This window comes from Streptomyces sp. NPDC088762 (assembly GCF_044750905.1).
GTDB lineage: Bacteria > Actinomycetota > Actinomycetes > Streptomycetales > Streptomycetaceae > Streptomyces.
In genome coordinates this window covers 214,157-230,331 of sequence record NZ_JBIVKT010000002.1, presented here as the reverse complement: position 1 = coordinate 230,331, position 16,175 = coordinate 214,157, and the positions used below count along the sequence as shown (strand labels likewise).

At 73.1% G+C, this 16,175-nt stretch carries 13 protein-coding genes; 6 read left to right on the top strand and 7 right to left on the bottom strand.

Annotated elements, in window-relative coordinates; genetic code table 11:
- Positions 1-20 precede the first annotated feature (20 nt).
- Entirely contained in the window at positions 21-887 is an 867-nt protein-coding gene (locus tag ACIP5M_RS05785; RefSeq protein WP_401192366.1) for an RNA polymerase sigma-70 factor, read from the bottom strand.
- A gap of 32 nt (positions 888-919) precedes the next feature.
- On the bottom strand, positions 920-1,846 hold the full coding sequence (locus tag ACIP5M_RS05780) for an NAD-dependent epimerase/dehydratase family protein (RefSeq protein ID WP_401192363.1): 927 nt from the start codon (positions 1,844-1,846) through the stop codon (positions 920-922).
- 159 nt (positions 1,847-2,005) lie between these two features.
- Here ACIP5M_RS05780 and ACIP5M_RS05775 point away from each other — a divergent pair, with 159 nt between their 5' ends.
- Together ACIP5M_RS05775 and ACIP5M_RS05770 are read left to right on the top strand one after the other, a co-directional pair.
- Positions 2,006-3,379, top strand: a complete 1,374-nt coding sequence (locus ACIP5M_RS05775) for an FAD-dependent oxidoreductase (protein ID WP_401192360.1) — start codon at positions 2,006-2,008, stop codon at positions 3,377-3,379.
- Positions 3,380-3,560: 181 nt separating this feature from the next.
- On the top strand, positions 3,561-5,996 hold the full coding sequence (locus tag ACIP5M_RS05770; RefSeq protein WP_401192358.1) for a Helicase associated domain protein: 2,436 nt from the start codon (positions 3,561-3,563) through the stop codon (positions 5,994-5,996).
- Positions 5,997-6,029: 33 nt separating this feature from the next.
- Here the strand turns inward: ACIP5M_RS05770 and ACIP5M_RS05765 are convergent, their stop codons facing one another.
- Complete coding sequence (locus ACIP5M_RS05765) at positions 6,030-7,421, bottom strand: glutamate decarboxylase (protein ID WP_401192355.1); 1,392 nt, start codon at positions 7,419-7,421, stop codon at positions 6,030-6,032.
- A 255-nt stretch (positions 7,422-7,676) separates the two neighbouring features.
- Between ACIP5M_RS05765 and ACIP5M_RS05760 the strand changes: the two genes are divergently transcribed.
- Positions 7,677-8,078 carry a tyrosinase cofactor gene (locus ACIP5M_RS05760; protein WP_401192352.1) on the top strand — a complete coding sequence of 134 codons (402 nt, stop codon included), beginning with the start codon at positions 7,677-7,679 and terminating at the stop codon, positions 8,076-8,078.
- A complete protein-coding gene (locus ACIP5M_RS05755; RefSeq protein WP_401192349.1) occupies positions 8,075-8,932 on the top strand; it encodes a tyrosinase family protein in 858 nt (285 codons plus the stop codon). Before ACIP5M_RS05760 ends, ACIP5M_RS05755 begins: the two co-directional genes overlap by 4 nt.
- Here the strand turns inward: ACIP5M_RS05755 and ACIP5M_RS05750 are convergent.
- Both ACIP5M_RS05750 and ACIP5M_RS05745 read right to left on the bottom strand, forming a co-directional pair.
- A complete protein-coding gene (locus ACIP5M_RS05750; protein WP_401192346.1) occupies positions 8,878-9,591 on the bottom strand; it encodes a response regulator in 714 nt (237 codons plus the stop codon). The genes ACIP5M_RS05755 and ACIP5M_RS05750 overlap by 55 nt on opposite strands.
- Complete coding sequence (locus tag ACIP5M_RS05745; protein WP_401192343.1) at positions 9,588-11,315, bottom strand: ATP-binding protein; 1,728 nt, start codon at positions 11,313-11,315, stop codon at positions 9,588-9,590. The genes ACIP5M_RS05750 and ACIP5M_RS05745 overlap by 4 nt, the downstream gene beginning before the upstream one ends.
- Positions 11,316-11,417: 102 nt before the next feature.
- Between ACIP5M_RS05745 and ACIP5M_RS05740 the strand changes: the two genes are divergently transcribed.
- Both ACIP5M_RS05740 and ACIP5M_RS05735 read left to right on the top strand, forming a co-directional pair.
- The gene (locus ACIP5M_RS05740) at positions 11,418-12,776 is read left to right on the top strand and encodes a cation:dicarboxylate symporter family transporter (protein ID WP_401193520.1); all 1,359 of its coding nucleotides are present in this window, start codon (positions 11,418-11,420) and stop codon (positions 12,774-12,776) included.
- A 265-nt stretch (positions 12,777-13,041) separates the two neighbouring features.
- Positions 13,042-14,811, top strand: a complete 1,770-nt coding sequence (locus ACIP5M_RS05735; RefSeq protein WP_401193517.1) for a S8 family peptidase — start codon at positions 13,042-13,044, stop codon at positions 14,809-14,811.
- Between the two features lie 92 nt (positions 14,812-14,903).
- Here ACIP5M_RS05735 and ACIP5M_RS05730 read toward each other — a convergent pair whose 3' ends face one another.
- Positions 14,904-15,572 carry a (2Fe-2S)-binding protein gene (locus ACIP5M_RS05730; RefSeq protein ID WP_401192341.1) on the bottom strand — a complete coding sequence of 223 codons (669 nt, stop codon included), beginning with the start codon at positions 15,570-15,572 and terminating at the stop codon, positions 14,904-14,906.
- 70 nt (positions 15,573-15,642) lie between these two features.
- Positions 15,643-16,083 carry a VOC family protein gene (locus ACIP5M_RS05725; protein ID WP_401192339.1) on the bottom strand — a complete coding sequence of 147 codons (441 nt, stop codon included), beginning with the start codon at positions 16,081-16,083 and terminating at the stop codon, positions 15,643-15,645.
- Positions 16,084-16,175 lie beyond the last annotated feature (92 nt).

Below are 16,175 nucleotides of genomic sequence, written 5' to 3'. Positions count from 1 at the left end.
ATGTGCCGGATCCGCTGGACTCACTGGACGCCTTGGATGCCGCGCAGCTTCTGCGGGTTGACGGTGAGCCGCAGCGCGGTGATCCGTCCGTCGACCGCCTCGAAGGTGAGGGCGCCCGCGTTCACCCCGCCGGACACCAGGAGCAGGCCCGGCTCGCCGTTGATGTCGGCGGGGCGCATCTCGACGCCCCGCACCCGGGGCTTGGCGAGCACCCCGAGGAACCAGCGGGCCACGTGGTCGGGCCCGTACAGCGGACGGCGGGCGGCGGTGACGACCCCGCCGCCGTCCGACCAGGAGACGACGTCGGGGGCGAGGAGGGCGAGCACGGCGGCCAGGTCCCCGCCCGCGCAGGCCTCGCGGAACTTCTCGGCGATCTCGCGCTGTTCGGCGGGCCCGGCGGTGAAGCGCGGGCGGCGGGCCCGCACGTGCTCGCGGGCGCGGTGCGCGCACTGCCGGACGCTCGCCTCGGACCTGCCGAGGGTCTCGGCGATCTCCGCGTAGGAGTAGCCGAAGACCTCGCGGAGCATGAACACCGCTCGTTCGGTCGGGGTCAGGGTCTCCAGCACCACCAGGACCGCCATCGAGACGGTATCGGCCCGTTCGGCCTCCTCCGCGATGTCGGGCGAGGTGAGGAGGGGCTCGGGGAGCCACGGTCCGACGTACGCCTCGCGAACGGCCTGGGCCGATGTGAGCCGGTTCAGGCTCAGATTGGTGACGGTGCGCACCAGGTACGCCTTGGGATGCTCGACGGCCGCCCGGTCCGTCCGGTTCCAGGAGAGCCAGGCGTCCTGGACGACGTCCTCGGCGTCGGCGACGCTGCCCAGCATCCGGTAGGCGGTACCGAAGAGGAGCCGCCGGTGTTCCTCGAAGGCATCGGTGTCGGTCATGAGGCTCACCGTCGCATCCGCCGGCTGGATGATCAAGGACGGGCTCGGCGTGCGGCCAGGGCGCGCAGTCCGTCGAGGCAGCTCGCATGGGTCGGGGTCCAGCCCAGTTCCGCCTTCGCCTTGGCGTTGGACACGCGCATGCTCGTCGTCGCCATCGTGTGGGCGTAGGAGAAGGGGCGCATCATCCAGGCGGGTGCGCTCACCGGCTTCGGGGCACCGAACACCTCGGCCACCGCCCGCACATGTGCGCCGAAGCCCATCGGGCTGTCGTCGACGATGTTGTACGCCTTCCCGGGCCGGCCGCCCTCCACCGCGAGCGCGACGGCCCGGCCCGCGTCGGCCAGGTCCACCCAGGGCAGGACCCGTCCGCGGTCGGCGACCGCCGGAAGCTTCCTCTTCCGCAGCATCTCCACGAGTGCCTCGGTGCCTCCGGCGCCGTAGAAGAGGCCGAAGCGCAGCGCGACGCCCTCGATGCCGCCGGCGCCCAGCACCAGCCGCTCCTTGACCCGCATGCCTTCGAGGTGGCGCTCCACGGCGGGTCCCCCGGCCGGCCCGAACGGGTCGGTGTCCTCGGTGATGACGTGGTCGCCGAAGTCCCCGTAGCCGTAGCCAAAGACCATCGACTCGGCGATGACGCGCCGTGCGCCGACGGCGCGGGCGGCTTCCATCAGGTGCCGGGTCCCGATGGTGCGCAGGTCGTCGGTGGCGAACATGTCCTTGTGCCTCATGGGCGCCTCGCGCAGGGCGGTGGCCGCGTGCACGACCGTGTCGACCTCTAGTCCGTCGACCGCGCGGAGCAGCTGGTCGCGGTCCATCAGGTCGGCCCTCACGTCGGCTCCGGCGCCGCGCCCGAGGCCGATCACGGAGTATCCGGTGCGGGTGAGCGCTGCGGCGATGTGGCGTCCCAGGACTCCGCTCGCCCCTGCCAGCAGCACGTTCTTGGTGTCGGTCATGCCCATGGGACAGGCCACCTCCCCGGAACGTGACACCGTCCGCATGTGACCTGCATCACATGCAGGGTTCTTGTCTCGGGCTTGCCGCGACCGGCGTCGCCCGGTCGCCATGGCCAAGATCACCGACCGGTAGGCTCGTACCGCAACACGACGCGAAGGGGAGACATGGCGCGGGTTGCGGTGATCGGTGGGGGTATCAGCGGGCTGGGGACGGCCCTCATGCTCGGCCGGCGGGGCCACAGGGTCACATTGTTCGAGCGGGACACACGGCAGGCCGGAGAGGACCTGGACCGGGACTTCTTCCACTGGGACAGGCCCCGGACACCGCAGGCCGTCCAGCCCCACTCGTTCCTCGCGCCCGTGCGCACCGTGTTGCGCGCCGAGACCCCCGATGTGTACGCGGACCTGCTGGCGCGCGGAGCCCGGGAATACCACGACTTCGACTGGTTCGGTGAGCATCCGCCCTACCGGGCCGGCGATGAGGAGCTGGTGACCCTGCGCACCCGCCGCATCGTGCTGGAGGCCGCCTTGACCGCGGCCGTGCGGCGGGAACCTGGCGTTGAGGTGCGGCGGGGCTGCCGGGTGAGCGCCCTCGTCTTCGAGGCGGGCCGCCCCGCCCGGGTGACCGGTGTGCGGGTGGGCACGCAATCGCACCCGGCGGACCTCGTCGTCGATGCGGCGGGGCGTCGTTCGCCGGTTCCCGCCTGGCTCGCCGCGGCCGGCTGCCGTCCGCCGGTCGTCGAGAGCCACCGCACCGGGATCGCCTATCTGTGCCGCTGGTACCGCCTGCGGGCCGGCGGCCCGCGCGACCCCGGGCGGGTGAAGACCGGCTCGGCCGCGCCGTACGCGCTCGCCGGGGTCTTCCCTTCGGACAACGACGTCTTCGCGGTGCACCTGGTGCTCTCCACGGATGATCCGACCCGCGGCGCGCTCACCGACCCCGCCGTGTTCGAGGCCGCCGCCCGCCGCTTCCCCGCCACCGCCGCCTGGCTGGGCCTGGCCCCCGAACCGCGGTCGGCCGTCCTGGCGATGGCCGGCCTGGACAACCGCTGGACCGCTTTCGCCGACGATGAGGGACCCGTCGTCACCGGTCTGGTCAATGCCGGGGACAGCCTCGTCCACACCAACCCCACCTTGGGCCATGGCGTGGCCCTCGGCCTGCGCGCCGCCCAGCACCTCGCCACCCACGCCGACCGGATCGCCGAGGACCCCGTCGGCTACCACGACTGGACGACCCGGGCCATCCGCCCCTGGTTCGACGCGCAGGTGACGGCCGACCGCGCCAACGAACAACGCCTCGCCGAGAGTTCACCGCCCCCGGATCGGCGGGCCGCCGCCCTGGCCGCCTGTGCCTTCGACGACCCCGTCGTCATGAGGGCCCGGGCCCAGGTACGCCATCTCGTGCGGCCGGCCGACGACGCCTACGGCACCGACGAAGTGGACCGGCACGTCACCGCGTGGCTGGCCGCCCACCCGGACTTCTCACCTCGGTACGACGGCCCGACCCGCGACCAGTGGGACGCGCTCGTCGCGGGCTGAGCGCCCGCCCCGCACACGACCCCGGGGAGGCAGGTCGTGTGGCGGGGGCTTCGGCTCGAGGCCGGGCGGAAGGTTTCTCGGAGGCGGCCGGAGGCGCACGGCGGTCCGGGCCACTTTTGCGCCGGAAGCGAGGCAGGATGGGAGCCGGAGGCGAAAGGGCTGATCACCGGGGGTAGCGAGCATGCGTAAGGGGAGGAAGGAACTCCGGCCGCATCAGCGCGAGGCGGTCGACGCCGTGGTGCGGGCGCTGGACCTGCCCCCCGACGGCCGGGTGCCCGAGGCCGGGCTGCGCACGCAGGTGATCATGGCCACGGGTTCCGGGAAGTCCCTCGTGGCCGTGCACGCCGCCGAGGAGCTGCGGGCCGGCCGGGTGCTGGTGCTGGTGCCCTCGCTGGACCTGCTGGTGCAGACGGTGACGGCCTGGCGGGAGGGCGGGCGCACCGGCCGGTCCCTCGGCGTCTGCTCGCTGCGCGGAGCGGACGCGGGCGTGCCCACGACCACCGATCCGGCCGAACTGGCCCGCTGGGCCGGGCCGTCGGTGGACCGGGTGACGGTGTTCGCCACGTACGCCTCGCTCGGCCTGGGCACCCTGGAGCGCGCGCATCTGGCCGGGCTCCCCGGCTGGGACCTGATCGTGGTCGACGAGGCGCACCGCACCTCCGGGAGGATCGGCAAGCCCTGGGCGGTCGTGCACGACAACACGCGGATCCCGTCCCTGCGGCGGCTCTACATGACGGCCACGCCCCGGGTCTGGCAGGACGGCGAGGAGGAGCGCGGCGAAGGCCGCGAGGAAGCGGCGCGCGGGCGGGGCGAGCTGGTGGCCTCCATGGAGGACGATCCGCAGGGGACCTTCGGGGCCCGCTGCTACACGCTGCCCCTGTCGGAGGCGATCGACCGCGGGATCTGCGCCCCGTACCGGGTGGTGTGCGTGGACGTCACCGATCCGGACTTCCGGGCGGCCGTGCTGCTGGGCGCGGACGGGCGCTCCGACGCGGTGCGCGGGGCGCGGCTGGCGGCCCTGCAGACGGCGCTGGTGAAGGCGGCCGCGCACGAGGGGTTCCGGCGCACGCTCGTCTTCCACCACCTGACGAAGGAGGCGGAGGCCTTCGCGGCCGGGTTGCCGGCGGTGGCGAAGCGGCTGCGGCTCACCAGCCGCAGCCGCTTCCCGGAGTATCCGCGCACCGTCTGGGCGGACTGGCTGTCCGGGCAGCACCCGGCGGCCCACCGGCGGCGGGTGCTGGGCGCGTTCGCGGACGACCGGATCGCCGAGAAGGCCTTCCTCGGCAGCGTCCGGGTGCTGGGCGAGGGCGTGGACACCAAGGAGTGCGACTCCGTCTACTGGGCCGACGTACGGGGTTCCATGCCCGACCTGGTCCAGGCCGTCGGGCGGGCGCTGCGGATCCGGCCCGGGGAGGGGAAGGTCGCCTCGCTGGTGGTGCCGGTGCTGCTGGGGCCCGGCGAGACGCCCGAGTCGATGCTGACCTCGCGGGCGTACGGGGACCTCGCCCGGCTGCTGGAGGCGTTGCGGGCGCACGACTCCCGGCTGGTCGAGTCCCTGGCCCAGCCGCAGGCACCGAGTCGGACGGCCCCGGAGAAGGCGCCGGCGGCCTCCGGTGTGCGGGCCGGCGCGCAGGCGCTGCTGAGTTTCTCCACTCCGCGGGATCCGGCGCTGCTGGCCGCCTTCGTCCGGTTGCGCGTCCTGCATCCGGAGCGTGAGAACTGGCGGCGCGGGATCGAGGCCGCCCGGATCTACGCCGCCGGCGCCGGGGACCTCAAGGTGCCGTTCGGCTTCAGGGTGCCGGCGGCCGGCGGGGAGTGGCCGCCGGGACTGGCGGGGTTCCCGCTCGGGCAGTGGATCGCGGATGCGCGGCGCACGTACCGCCGCGGCGCGCTCGGCCGGGAGCGGGTGGCCCAGCTCGACGAACTCGGCATGGTGTGGAGCCACTTCGACGTGGCCTTCGAGGAGGGCCTGGCGGCGGCCCGCGCGTGGGCGGCCGAACACGGCCATCTGCTGCCGCCGGCGGATGCCACCTGGCACGGCGCGCCGGTCGGGGTGTGGGTGAAGAACCAGCGGGCCGCGGCCCGCCGCGAGGGGCCGGGGGGACTGTCGGTGGAGCGCCGGGAGGCCCTGGAGGCCATCGACGCGTCCTGGTGTCCCGCGTGGGAGATCTCCTGGCAGCGGGCCTTCCACCTGACGCGGGTCCACCTGGACGGCGGCGGCCGGCTGCCGTCGGGCCCCGGCGAGGTGGTGGTCCAGGGCGAGGACCTCGGCAGGTGGGTCCGCGCGCAGCGGCTGACCTGGGAGCGGCTGTCCTGGGCACAGCGCTGGCTGCTGGAGCACACCCTCGGCGTGACCCCGGCGCCGGAGGCGGAACGCCCGCCGCCGCGCCGGAGCCACGCCGCCGCGTGGGCGGAGCACCTGGAGGCGGCGCGGCGGTTCCACGCCCGCGAGCAGCACCTCAGGGTGCCCCGGACCCATGTCGAGCCGGTCGGCGACCGGGAGCTGCGCCTGGGCGCCTGGATCGCCAACCAGCGCTCCCGGGCGGCCTCCCTCACCCCGGAACGGGTCGCGGCCCTGACGGCCCTGGGAATGCGCTGGTCGGCGCCCCGCGGCTAGGGCCTGTTCTACGGGTCGGGCCCGAGACCTCCCCTAGTGGTGGAAGCCGGGCTGTGGGGTGGCGCTCCGTGCCGGCGGGGGCGCGGCCGTGAGGTGCTCGACGGCGCGGCGCAGGTCCGTGACGAGCAGGGCGATCTGGTCGCGGGTCACGCCGTGCCGGACGAGGACGCGCTGGATGACGGTGTCGTCCCGGTCGGCCGGCAGCGGGTACGAGGGCACCTGCCAGCCGCGCATGCGCAGCCGGTCGGAGAGGTCGTAGAGGCTGAAGCCCGCCGCGGCGGGGTCGGTGAGGGTGTACGACACGGCGGGCAGGGCGCCCCGGCCGTCGTAGAGGAGGGTGAAGGGGCCCATGGTGGCGATCTCGCCGGCCAGGTACTGGGCGGTGTCGGCGCAGGCCTGCTGGACGCGGCGGTAGCCGCCCCGGCCCAGCCGGAGGAACAGGTAGTACTGGGCGATGACTTCGCCGCCGGGGCGGGAGAAGTTCAGGGCGAAGGTCGGCATGTCACCGCCCAGGTAGTCCACGTCGAAGACGAGTTCCGCGGGCAGCAGGTCGGCGGTGCGCCAGACGATCCAGCCGACGCCCAGGGGCGCGAGCCCGTACTTGTGGCCCGAGGTGTTGACGGAGGCCACGCGCGGCAGCCGGAAGTCCCACACCACTCCGGGGTGGAGGAAGGGCGCGACGAAACCGCCGCTGGCCGCGTCGACGTGGACGGGGACGTCCCAGCCCCGCTCGGCCTGGATCCGGTCGAGTGCGGCGGCGATGTCGGCGACGGGCTCGTAGTCGCAGGTGTAGGTGACGCCGAGGATGGCGACGACGCCGATGGTGTTCTCGTCGACGTACGCGGCGAGCTGGTGGGGCAGCAGGCCGGTGGCGCCGGGCTCCAGGGGGATCTGGCGCAGTTCGACGTCGAAGTAGCGGGCGAACTTCTCCCAGCAGATCTGGACGGGGCCGCACACCAGGTTGGGCCGGTCGGCGGGGAGGCCCGCGGCCTGACGGCGGGCGCGCCAGCGCCATTTGAGGGCGAGTCCGCCGAGCATCGCGGCCTCGCTGGAGCCGGTGGTCGAGCAGCCGGTGGCGGCCGTGCCGGCGGGGGCGTTCCACAGGTCGGCCAGGATGTTGACGCAGCGGGCCTCGATCTCGGCGGTCTGCGGGTACTCGTCCTTGTCGATCATGTTCTTGTCGAGGCAGTCGTTCATCAGGCGGTGGACGCCGTCGTCCGACCAGGTGGTGCAGAAGGTGGCGAGGTTCTGCGCGGCGTTGCCGTCCAACAGGAGCTCGTTGCGGAGGAGTTCGTAGACGACCTCGGTCGGCGAGTGGTCTTCCGGCATCCGGTGTTTGGGGAGGATCTGGCCGCTGAGGGCGGACGCGAACACGTCCGACGTGGCGTCCGGGCCGGATACGTCCTTCGTCTCATGAAGAGGCATATCGGGACTATAGGTGACAAGACGTCCGATTCACTCCGGAAACTTCCGGCCGACTCCGGGATGTGACCCCCTCCATAGCGACCCGGCTCCTCCGAAGAAATTACTGTCGAGTAGGCTCACGTCCGCAGATCTTCCCGTTCGGGCCACTGGAGCCGGTCCGGACGGGAAGATCATCCAATTGGTTCTACGGGCAACTTATCCGCACATGTCCGGATACCGGCCAGGCCTCCCTCCCGCCCTGATACCTCTCGGGCCATGAACAAGATCACCCGCCGGCAGGCTTTGGGTACCACTGCCGGTGCTCTCACCGTCCTGGGCCTCACCGCCGCTGCCGCCACGAGCGCGAACGCCACCCCGGCCTCCGCCGCGACCACACCCACCGCCGCCGGCACCGTCGACGAGGTCTACCAGGGCCGCCGCATCCAGATCACCCCGGGCGCGGGCGGCCACCACGGCGGCCACCACTCCCCCGGCCTGCCCACCGTGCGAATAGACGGCCGCGAGCTCCACGTGATGCGCAACGCCGACGGCAGCTGGATCAGCGTCGTCAACCACTACGAGACGTACCCCGACCCCACCTCGCTCGCCCGCGCCGCCGTGCGCGAGCTCCAGGGCGCCACCCTCGCGCCGTTCGCACCGATGGGAGGCGCGGCATGACCGTCCGCAAGAACCAGGCCGCGCTCACGCCCGAGGAGAAGCGGGCCTTCACCGCGGCCCTGCTGGAGCTCAAGCGCAACGGCAGCTACGACCGCTTCGTGACCACCCACAACGGGTTCATCATGAGCGACACCGACTCCGGCGACCGGGTCGGTCACCGCTCCCCCTCCTTCCTGCCCTGGCACCGGCGCTTCCTGCTGGAGTTCGAGGCGGCGCTGCAGAAAGTGGATCCCGCGGTCTCGCTCCCGTACTGGGACTGGACGGCCGACCGCACCCCCCGCTCCTCCCTGTGGGCCGCCGACTTCCTCGGCGGAACCGGACGGGCCCGCGACGGGCAGGTGCTCGACGGGCCGTTCTCGTACGCGGCGGGCAAGTGGAACATAAACGTACGCGTGGACGGGCGCGCCTACCTGCGCCGGGCGCTCGGCACGGGCGTCGCAGAGCTGCCGACCAAGGCCGAGGTGGACGCCGTGCTCGCCATGCCGGTGTACGACATGGCCCCCTGGAACAGCTCCTCGAACGGTTTCCGCAACAACCTGGAGGGCTGGCGCGGAGCCAACCTCCACAACCGGGTGCACGTGTGGGTCGGCGGCCAGATGGCCACCGGGGTCTCCCCCAACGACCCGGTGTTCTGGATGCACCACGCCTTCGTGGACAAGCTGTGGGCCGAGTGGCAGGCCCGCCACCCGCAGTCCACCTACCTGCCGGCCGCCGGCACGCCGAACGTCGTGGACCTGCGCGACACGATGCGGCCGTGGAACGACGTGACCCCGGCCGACATGCTGGACCACCGGAAGTTCTACACCTTCGACACCGAGCCGGCCGGGGCCGTTCCCGCCGCCAGCCAGCGGTAGTGCAGTTCGGGGCGGCCGACCTGGCCGTACCGGGGGGTGCGGTCCGCGCGGCCGGTGTCCACCAGGTGCTCCAGGTAGCGGCGGGCGGTGATCCGGGAGATCCCGGCCGCCCCGGCCGCCCCCGCCGCGGTCAGCCCCTCGGGCGCCGCCCGCAGCAGGGCGGCGACCCGGTCCAGGGTCGGTGCGCTCAACCCCTTGGGGAGGGCGGCCGGCCGCGGTGCGCGCAGGGCTGCCATGGCGCGGTCCACGTCGTCCTGGCCGGCCGCCTCGCCCGCCGTCGCCCGGAACTCGGCATACCGCAGGAGCCGTTCGCGAAGCGTCGGGAAGGCGAACGGCTTCAGCACGTACTGGACCACGCCCAGCGAGACGCTCTCGCGGACCACGGCGAGGTCCCGCGCCGAGGTCACCACGATGACGTCGACGGGGTGTCCGGCGGCCCGCAGCCCGCGCGCGAAGCGCAGGCCGTGCCCGTCGGGCAGGGTCAGGTCGAGCAGCAGCAGGTCCACACGGGTCCGCTCCAGGGCCCGGGTGGCCTCGGCGAGGGAGTGCACGGTCCCGACGGCGGTGAACCCGGGCACCCGGTCGACGTAGAGCGCGTGCGCGTCGGCGGCGACGGGATCGTCCTCGACGATCAGCACCCGCACCTCCGCGGCGCTCACGCCTGACCTCCGACGGTGGGCAACGGGGTGGCATCGAGGCGGGCCGGGGTACGGTCCGCGGCCCCGGCCGAGCCCTCGCCCCCGGGCGCCGTGGGGCTCGGGTCAGGGTGCGGCGCGGCCTGCCCCGCCTCCGGCAGGGAAAGCGGCAAGCGGACCGTGAACTCAGCTCCTCCGGCCCGGCCTTGGCCTGCGCTCACGCTGCCGCCGTGGCGTTGTGCCACCTGGCGGATCAGGGCGAGGCCGAGGCCGCGGCCCTCGCCCTTGCCGGACCAGCCCCTCCGGAAGACGTCCACGCCCTCCGGGAGTCCGGGGCCGTTGTCGGCGACGCGCAGGAGCAGTTCGTCCCCGTCCGGCCTCAGGGTGACCGCGATCCGCGCCCCCTGGACGGCCGCGACCGCGTCCACCGCGTTGTCGATGAGGTTGCCCAGCACCGTGACCAGGTCCCGCGCCGGAGGCAACCGCAGCCCTCCGCCGTCGGAGAGACGGCGGCTGTCGGGGGTGACGACGAGCTCCACGCCCCGCTCGTGCGCCTGGGCGGCCTTGCCGAGCAGCAGGGCCACCAGCACCGGCTCCCCGACGGCCGTGACCACCTCGTCGGTGAGGGCCTGCGCCAGTTCCAGTTCGGCCGTGGCGAATTCCACGGCCTCGTCGGCGCGGCCGAGTTCGATGAGCGAGACCACCGTGTGCAGCCGGTTCGCCGCCTCGTGCGCCTGGGAGCGCAGCGCCTGGGTGAAGCCCCGTTCGTGGTCCAGCTCCCCGGTGAGCGCCTGCAGTTCGGTGTGGTCGCGCAGGGTGACCACGGTGCCCCGTCGCCCGCCGCCCGCGACGGGCGAGCTGTTGACGACGAGCACCCGGTCCGCGGTCAGGTGCACCTCGTCCACCCGGGGCCGGTCGGCGAGCAGGGCGCCGGTGAGCGGCGCGGGCAGCCCCAGGTCCGCCACCCCGGTGCCCGTCATCCCGTCGCGCAGGCCCAGCAGCTCGCGCCCGGCGTCGTTGATCAGGGTGATCCTGCGCTGTCCGTCGAGCATCAGGAGCCCTTCGCGCACCCCGTGCAGGGCCGCCTGGTGGTAGTCGTACATCCGGCTGAGCTCGGCCGCGTTCATGCCGTGGGTGTGGCGGCGCAGCCGGGCGTTGACGATGTACGTGCCCGCGCCGCCGAGGGCCAGGGCCCCGGCCGCGACCCAGGCGAGGGCGGAGAGCTGTTCGGCGAGGCGCGCGCTGACCGCGCGGACGGTGATGCCCGCGCTGACCATGCCGACGACCCGGCCGCCGTCGGTCAGCGGGGTGACGACGCGGATCGAGGGGCCGAGGGTGCCGGTGTAGGTCTCGCTGAAGGTCTCGCCGCGCAGGGCGGGGGCGGTGTTGCCCATGAAGGGCTCGCCGATCCGGCGCGGGTCCGGGTGCGTCCAGCGCCGCCCGGCCGGGTCCATGATCGTCACGAAGTCCACCCCCGAGTCGACGCGCACCCGCTCCGCGTACGGCTGGAGCCGGACCGTGGGGTCGCTCCCGCGCCCGCCGTCCCGTACGGCCTCGCGGACCGACGGGGAGTCGGCGACGGCTCGGGCCACCGCCCCGGCCTGGCGCCGGGCGGCCTCCTCGGCCTGGCCGCGCGCGGTGGCGTACGCGAAGACGGCACATCCCGCGACGACCACGGCGACGAGCAGCACCTGCATGGCGAAGAGCTGGCCGGCGAGGCTGCGCGGCGGCCGGGGCAAACGGAACATGGCGCTCAGTGTGCACCCGGCCGTGAACTCAATGAACGCAAGGGTGACCGGGGTCACAGCGCCGGGTGATGGTCCTCCCGGGACGTATTCACCACAGGAGGCATCGTGGCCGCCAGGCGCGACAGAACGCACTATCTCTACATCGCGGTGATCGCCGCGGTGCTCCTCGGCATCGCCGTCGGCTTCGCCGCACCGGGCGTGGCCGTGGAGCTCAAGCCGCTGGGCACCGGCTTCGTCAACCTCATCAAGATGATGATCTCGCCGGTGATCTTCTGCACGATCGTGCTGGGCATCGGCTCGGTCCGCAAGGCCGCCAAGGTGGGGGCGGTGGGCGGACTCGCCCTCGGCTACTTCATGGTGATGTCCACGGTGGCCCTGGCCATCGGCTTGCTGGTGGGGAACCTGCTGGACCCGGGCAGCGGTCTGCACCTGACGGAGGCCGCGCGGCACGCGGGCGAGGCACAGGCCAAGGCGGGCGGGGCGCAGAGCACCCCGGAGTTCCTGCTCGGCATCATCCCGACCACGTTCGTGTCCGCCTTCACCGGGGGCCAGGTGCTCCAGACCCTGCTGGTGGCGCTGCTCAGCGGGTTCGCCCTCCAGGCCATGGGCGCGGCGGGCGAACCGCTGCTGCGCGGGATCGGGCACGTGCAGAAGCTGGTCTTCCGAGTGCTGGCGATGATCATGTGGGCGGCGCCCGTCGGCGCCTTCGGGGCGATCGCGGCGGTGGTCGGGGCGACCGGCATCGACGCGCTGAAGTCCCTCGCCGTCATCATGATCGGCTTCTACACGACCTGCCTGCTCTTCGTGTTCGTGGTCCTGGGCACGCTCCTGCGGGTGTGTACCGGGGTCAGCGTCTTCGCCCTGCTGCGTTACCTGGGGCGGGAGTTCCTGCTGATCCTGTCCACCTCCTCCTCGGAGTCGGCGCTGCCGCGGCTGATCGCGAAGATGGAGCACCTGGGGGTGTCGCGGCCGGTCACCGGGATCACCGTGCCGACCGGGTACTCCTTCAACCTGGACGGGACCGCGATCTACCTGACGATGTCCTCGCTCTTCGTCGCCGAGGCGATGGGCAAGCCGCTGGCGCTCGGCGAGCAGATCTCGCTGCTGCTGTTCATGATCATCGCCTCGAAGGGCGCCGCCGGGGTGACCGGCGCGGGGCTCGCCACGCTCGCCGGCGGACTCCAGTCGCACCGGCCGGAACTGGTGGACGGAGTCGGTCTGATCGTGGGCATCGACCGGTTCATGAGCGAGGCGCGGGCACTGACGAACTTCGCGGGCAACGCCGTCGCCACGGTGCTCATCGGGACGTGGACCAAGGAGTTCGACCGCGAGCGGGCCGGTGAAGTCCTGGCCGGGCGACTGCCGTTCGACGAGACCACGCTGATCGACGACGGGCACGGCGCGCCGGAGGCCGCCGTACCGGTCCAGTCGGCCGGCGACAAGGACGGCGTACCGGTGTAACCGGGACGCCCGTACGGGCCGGCCGGGCAGGGTTCGCCCCCACGGTGCCCAGCCCGGCCGGTCCCGACTCGTCCCGAGAGGGGCGGTTTTCGGCCACGCCCGGGAGAATGGGCGTGCTGTAAAAGGTACTTCCATATCGGGGCACGCGTCTGACATCTTGCGTCCACCACTCGTTTCGTACGGCCCGGTAGGTGCCACCCGCACCACCGGTCCATCGGAGGACGCATTGATACCCCACATATCCAGCCGACCTCGACGCACCCTGGTGCTGGCCGCCACGCTCGGCGCCGCCCTGGCTTTCGGAGCGCCCGCCGCGCTCGCCGGCACCGCCCCGGTCTCTCCTTCCGGTTCCCCCGCCTCCGCGCCCGCCACGGCGGCGCCCAAGGCCGCGGCCCCGACTTCCCAGAGTGCGACCTGGGTTGCCGGCACCCGCTCCTACCTCGTCATCACGGCCCCCGGTGACAGCACGGCGGTGCGCAACGCCGTCGTCGCCAACGGCGGCACGGTCTTCTCGAACTTCGACGCGATCGGCGTGATCGTCGCCCACTCCTCCTCGGCCGGCTTCGCCGCGACGATGCGCGGGGTCAGCGGGGTCCAGCAGGTCGGCGCCACCCGTACCTCGGACGTACCGGCGGACGCCTACAACCCGGCGCTGCCCGCCAACCCGGCGCAGGCGACCACCCCGGCCGGCGAGCCGGTCCGCGCCGACATGAGCCAGATCAAGGCCGATCAGGCCTGGGCCGTCACCACCGGTTCCCCGACCGTCAAGGTCGGCATCCTGGACACCGGTGTGGACGACCAGCACCAGGACCTGGCGCCGAACTTCAACGCGGCCGACTCGGTCTCCTGCGCCTACGGCAAGCCCGACACCCGTACGGGCGCCTGGCGGGACGTGGACACCCATGGCACGCACGTGGCCGGTACGGTCGCGGCCGCCAAGAACGGCAAGGGCGTCATCGGTGTGGCCCCGGGCGTGAAGATCTCCTCGGTACGGATCGCCGAGCCGAACTCGACGCTCTTCTTCGCGGAGAACACCGTCTGCGGTTTCGTGTGGGCCGGTGACCACGGCTTCAAGGTCACCAACAACAGCTACTACACGGACCCGTGGCAGTTCAACTGCCCGGACAACGCCGACCAGGCCGCGATCATCGAGGGCGTCAAGCGCGCCCAGGAGTACGCGGAGGGCAAGGGCTCGCTCCAGGTCGCCGCGGCGGGCAACGAGAACTACGACCTCGCGCACAAGACGACCGACACGGCGAGCCCGAACGACTCGACCCCGGTCACCCGCACGATCACCAACGCGTGCATGGACATCCCGACCGAGCTCCCCGGCGTGGTCACGGTCGCGGCGAACGGCACCGGCGTCACCAAGGCCTCGTTCTCCAACTTCGGCCAGGGCGTCATCGACGTCGCGGCCCCGGGCAGCAACGTCTACTCCACCGCGCCCGGCGGCGGTTACAGCACCAAGAGCGGCACCTCGATGGCCACCCCGCACGTCGCGGGCGTGGCGGCGCTCATCGCCAGTGCCAACCCGGGCATCACGCCGGCGCAGATCCGCGACAAGCTGGCCACCCAGGCCAACGACATCGCCTGCCCGTCGGACAGCCGCTGCACCGGCACCACGGCCAACAACGCCTTCTTCGGCGAGGGCCAGGTCGACGCCCTCAAGGCCGTCGGCGCCACGCCGCCTCCCGGCAAGTACTTCGAGAACCTCGGGGACTTCGCCATCGGCGACAACACCACCGTGGAGAGCCCGATCACCGTCAGCGGTGTCACCGGCAACGCTCCGGCCACCCTCAAGGTGGGCGTGAACATCGTGCACACCTACATCGGTGACCTGAAGGTCGACCTGGTCGCCCCCGACGGCTCCGTCTACACCGTGCACAACCGGGCCGGCGGCAGCGCCGACAACATCAACACCGTCTACACCGTGAACGCCTCCTCCGAGGTCGCCAACGGCACCTGGAAGCTCCGGGTCAACGACAACGCCGGCGGCGACACCGGCAAGATCGACTCCTGGAACCTCACCTTCTAGGACGGGACCGGCCCCGGGCGGCCATCGGGGAGCAGGCGACTGCGCCCCGGTGGCCGCCGTGCGTCCGGCCTGATCCGCACGACACCCCCTGGCTAGCGGGTGCGCAGCACGCAGTCCCCGCAGAAGCCGCCCCCGGGCACCCGGTAGTACAGGCAGCAGCTGCGCCGTACGAAGGCCACCCCGAGCCCCTCCTCGTGGAGGAAGGTGCCGGTGCCCGCCAGGGCTCCGCCGTCGGCCAGCAGGGCGGCCGCCGCCTCCACGGCAGGGCCGGCCGGCACCCGGTCGATCAGCACGCGCAGGGCCCCGACCAGGCCCGAGGCGGCGTTGCCCCGCAGGACCTTGGACGAGACCCCGAACCGCTCCCGCAGGCCCGCGTCGAGCACGGCCAGGTTCCCCAGGACCGTCTCCCCGAGCGCCTCGGCCGGCAGGTCCGCCGGCTCGGGGAGCCACAGTTCCAGCGATCCCGCGCCGGGCAGCCGCCACCACACCCGGTCGGGGGACAGGTCCGGCACCCGCCCGGCGAGGGCGGCGCAGCCCAGCCCGAGCGACCAGAGCCGCGAGGCGATCCCGAGCTGCGCGGTCGAGGCGGCCACCCGGCCGGGGCCGCTGCCGACGCGCCGCCCCACCTCCGCGACGTACGGCCCGAGTTGCTCCCCGTACAGCACGCTGAGCGGCCGGAATCCGGGCCCGGGCGGCTCCTTCCCGTACGGCACGGTGAAGAAGGGCCCCACGGAGGCGAGTCGCCGCAGTACGTCGTCCACGTCAGGCACGGTATCCACCGGCGGCGCGCCCGTCCGCCCCGGGGCACCCGGGGCGGACGGGCGTCCCGGTTCAGGCGGGGTCCGGGGTCGCTCCTTCGAGGATCTCCAGGTAGTGCGGGTTCTGCATGATCCCCAGCACGTTGCCGAAGGGGTCGGTCACCGAGGCGGTCACGAATCCCGCATCGCCCCAGGAGGTCACCGGCTGGTACTCCTCGGCCCCCAGGTCCAGCAGCCGCTGCCGGACGGCCGCCACGTCGTCCACGTGCCAGTACGCCACCGCCCCCGACGGGGCTGCGGTGGCGGCCCGGGGCGGGGCGTAGGCGGCGTCGATGATGCCGAGCTCGTGCTGCTGGTCGCCGATGCGGAACTCGATGTACCCCGGACGCTCGAAATACGGCGCGAAGCCGAACAGCTCGGTGTACCAGCGCTTGGCGGCGGCCAGGTCTGCCGCCCAGAAGCTGATCGTGGCGAGGCCTCGCAGCATCACGTCTCCCTTGTCAGGTGCATGCATCCACGACGACCGTACGTCGGCCCGGACGGGGCCGCCGCCCGAACGCACCCGACTCCGCCCGCCGCACCGCGGGCCCGCCCGACCGGCCACGG

What these genes read in the sequence shown, in the direction of transcription:
- ACIP5M_RS05785 (WP_401192366.1), bottom strand. Translation starts at nt 887, where the DNA reads ATGACCGACACCGATGCCTTCGAGGAACACCGGCGGCTCCTCTTCGGT.
- ACIP5M_RS05780 (WP_401192363.1), bottom strand. Translation starts at nt 1,846, where the DNA reads ATGGGCATGACCGACACCAAGAACGTGCTGCTGGCAGGGGCGAGCGGA.
- ACIP5M_RS05775 (WP_401192360.1), top strand. Translation starts at nt 2,006, where the DNA reads ATGGCGCGGGTTGCGGTGATCGGTGGGGGTATCAGCGGGCTGGGGACG.
- ACIP5M_RS05770 (WP_401192358.1), top strand. Translation starts at nt 3,561, where the DNA reads ATGCGTAAGGGGAGGAAGGAACTCCGGCCGCATCAGCGCGAGGCGGTC.
- ACIP5M_RS05765 (WP_401192355.1), bottom strand. Translation starts at nt 7,421, where the DNA reads ATGCCTCTTCATGAGACGAAGGACGTATCCGGCCCGGACGCCACGTCG.
- ACIP5M_RS05760 (WP_401192352.1), top strand. Translation starts at nt 7,677, where the DNA reads ATGAACAAGATCACCCGCCGGCAGGCTTTGGGTACCACTGCCGGTGCT.
- ACIP5M_RS05755 (WP_401192349.1), top strand. Translation starts at nt 8,075, where the DNA reads ATGACCGTCCGCAAGAACCAGGCCGCGCTCACGCCCGAGGAGAAGCGG.
- ACIP5M_RS05745 (WP_401192343.1), bottom strand. Translation starts at nt 11,315, where the DNA reads ATGTTCCGTTTGCCCCGGCCGCCGCGCAGCCTCGCCGGCCAGCTCTTC.
- ACIP5M_RS05725 (WP_401192339.1), bottom strand. Translation starts at nt 16,083, where the DNA reads ATGCATGCACCTGACAAGGGAGACGTGATGCTGCGAGGCCTCGCCACG.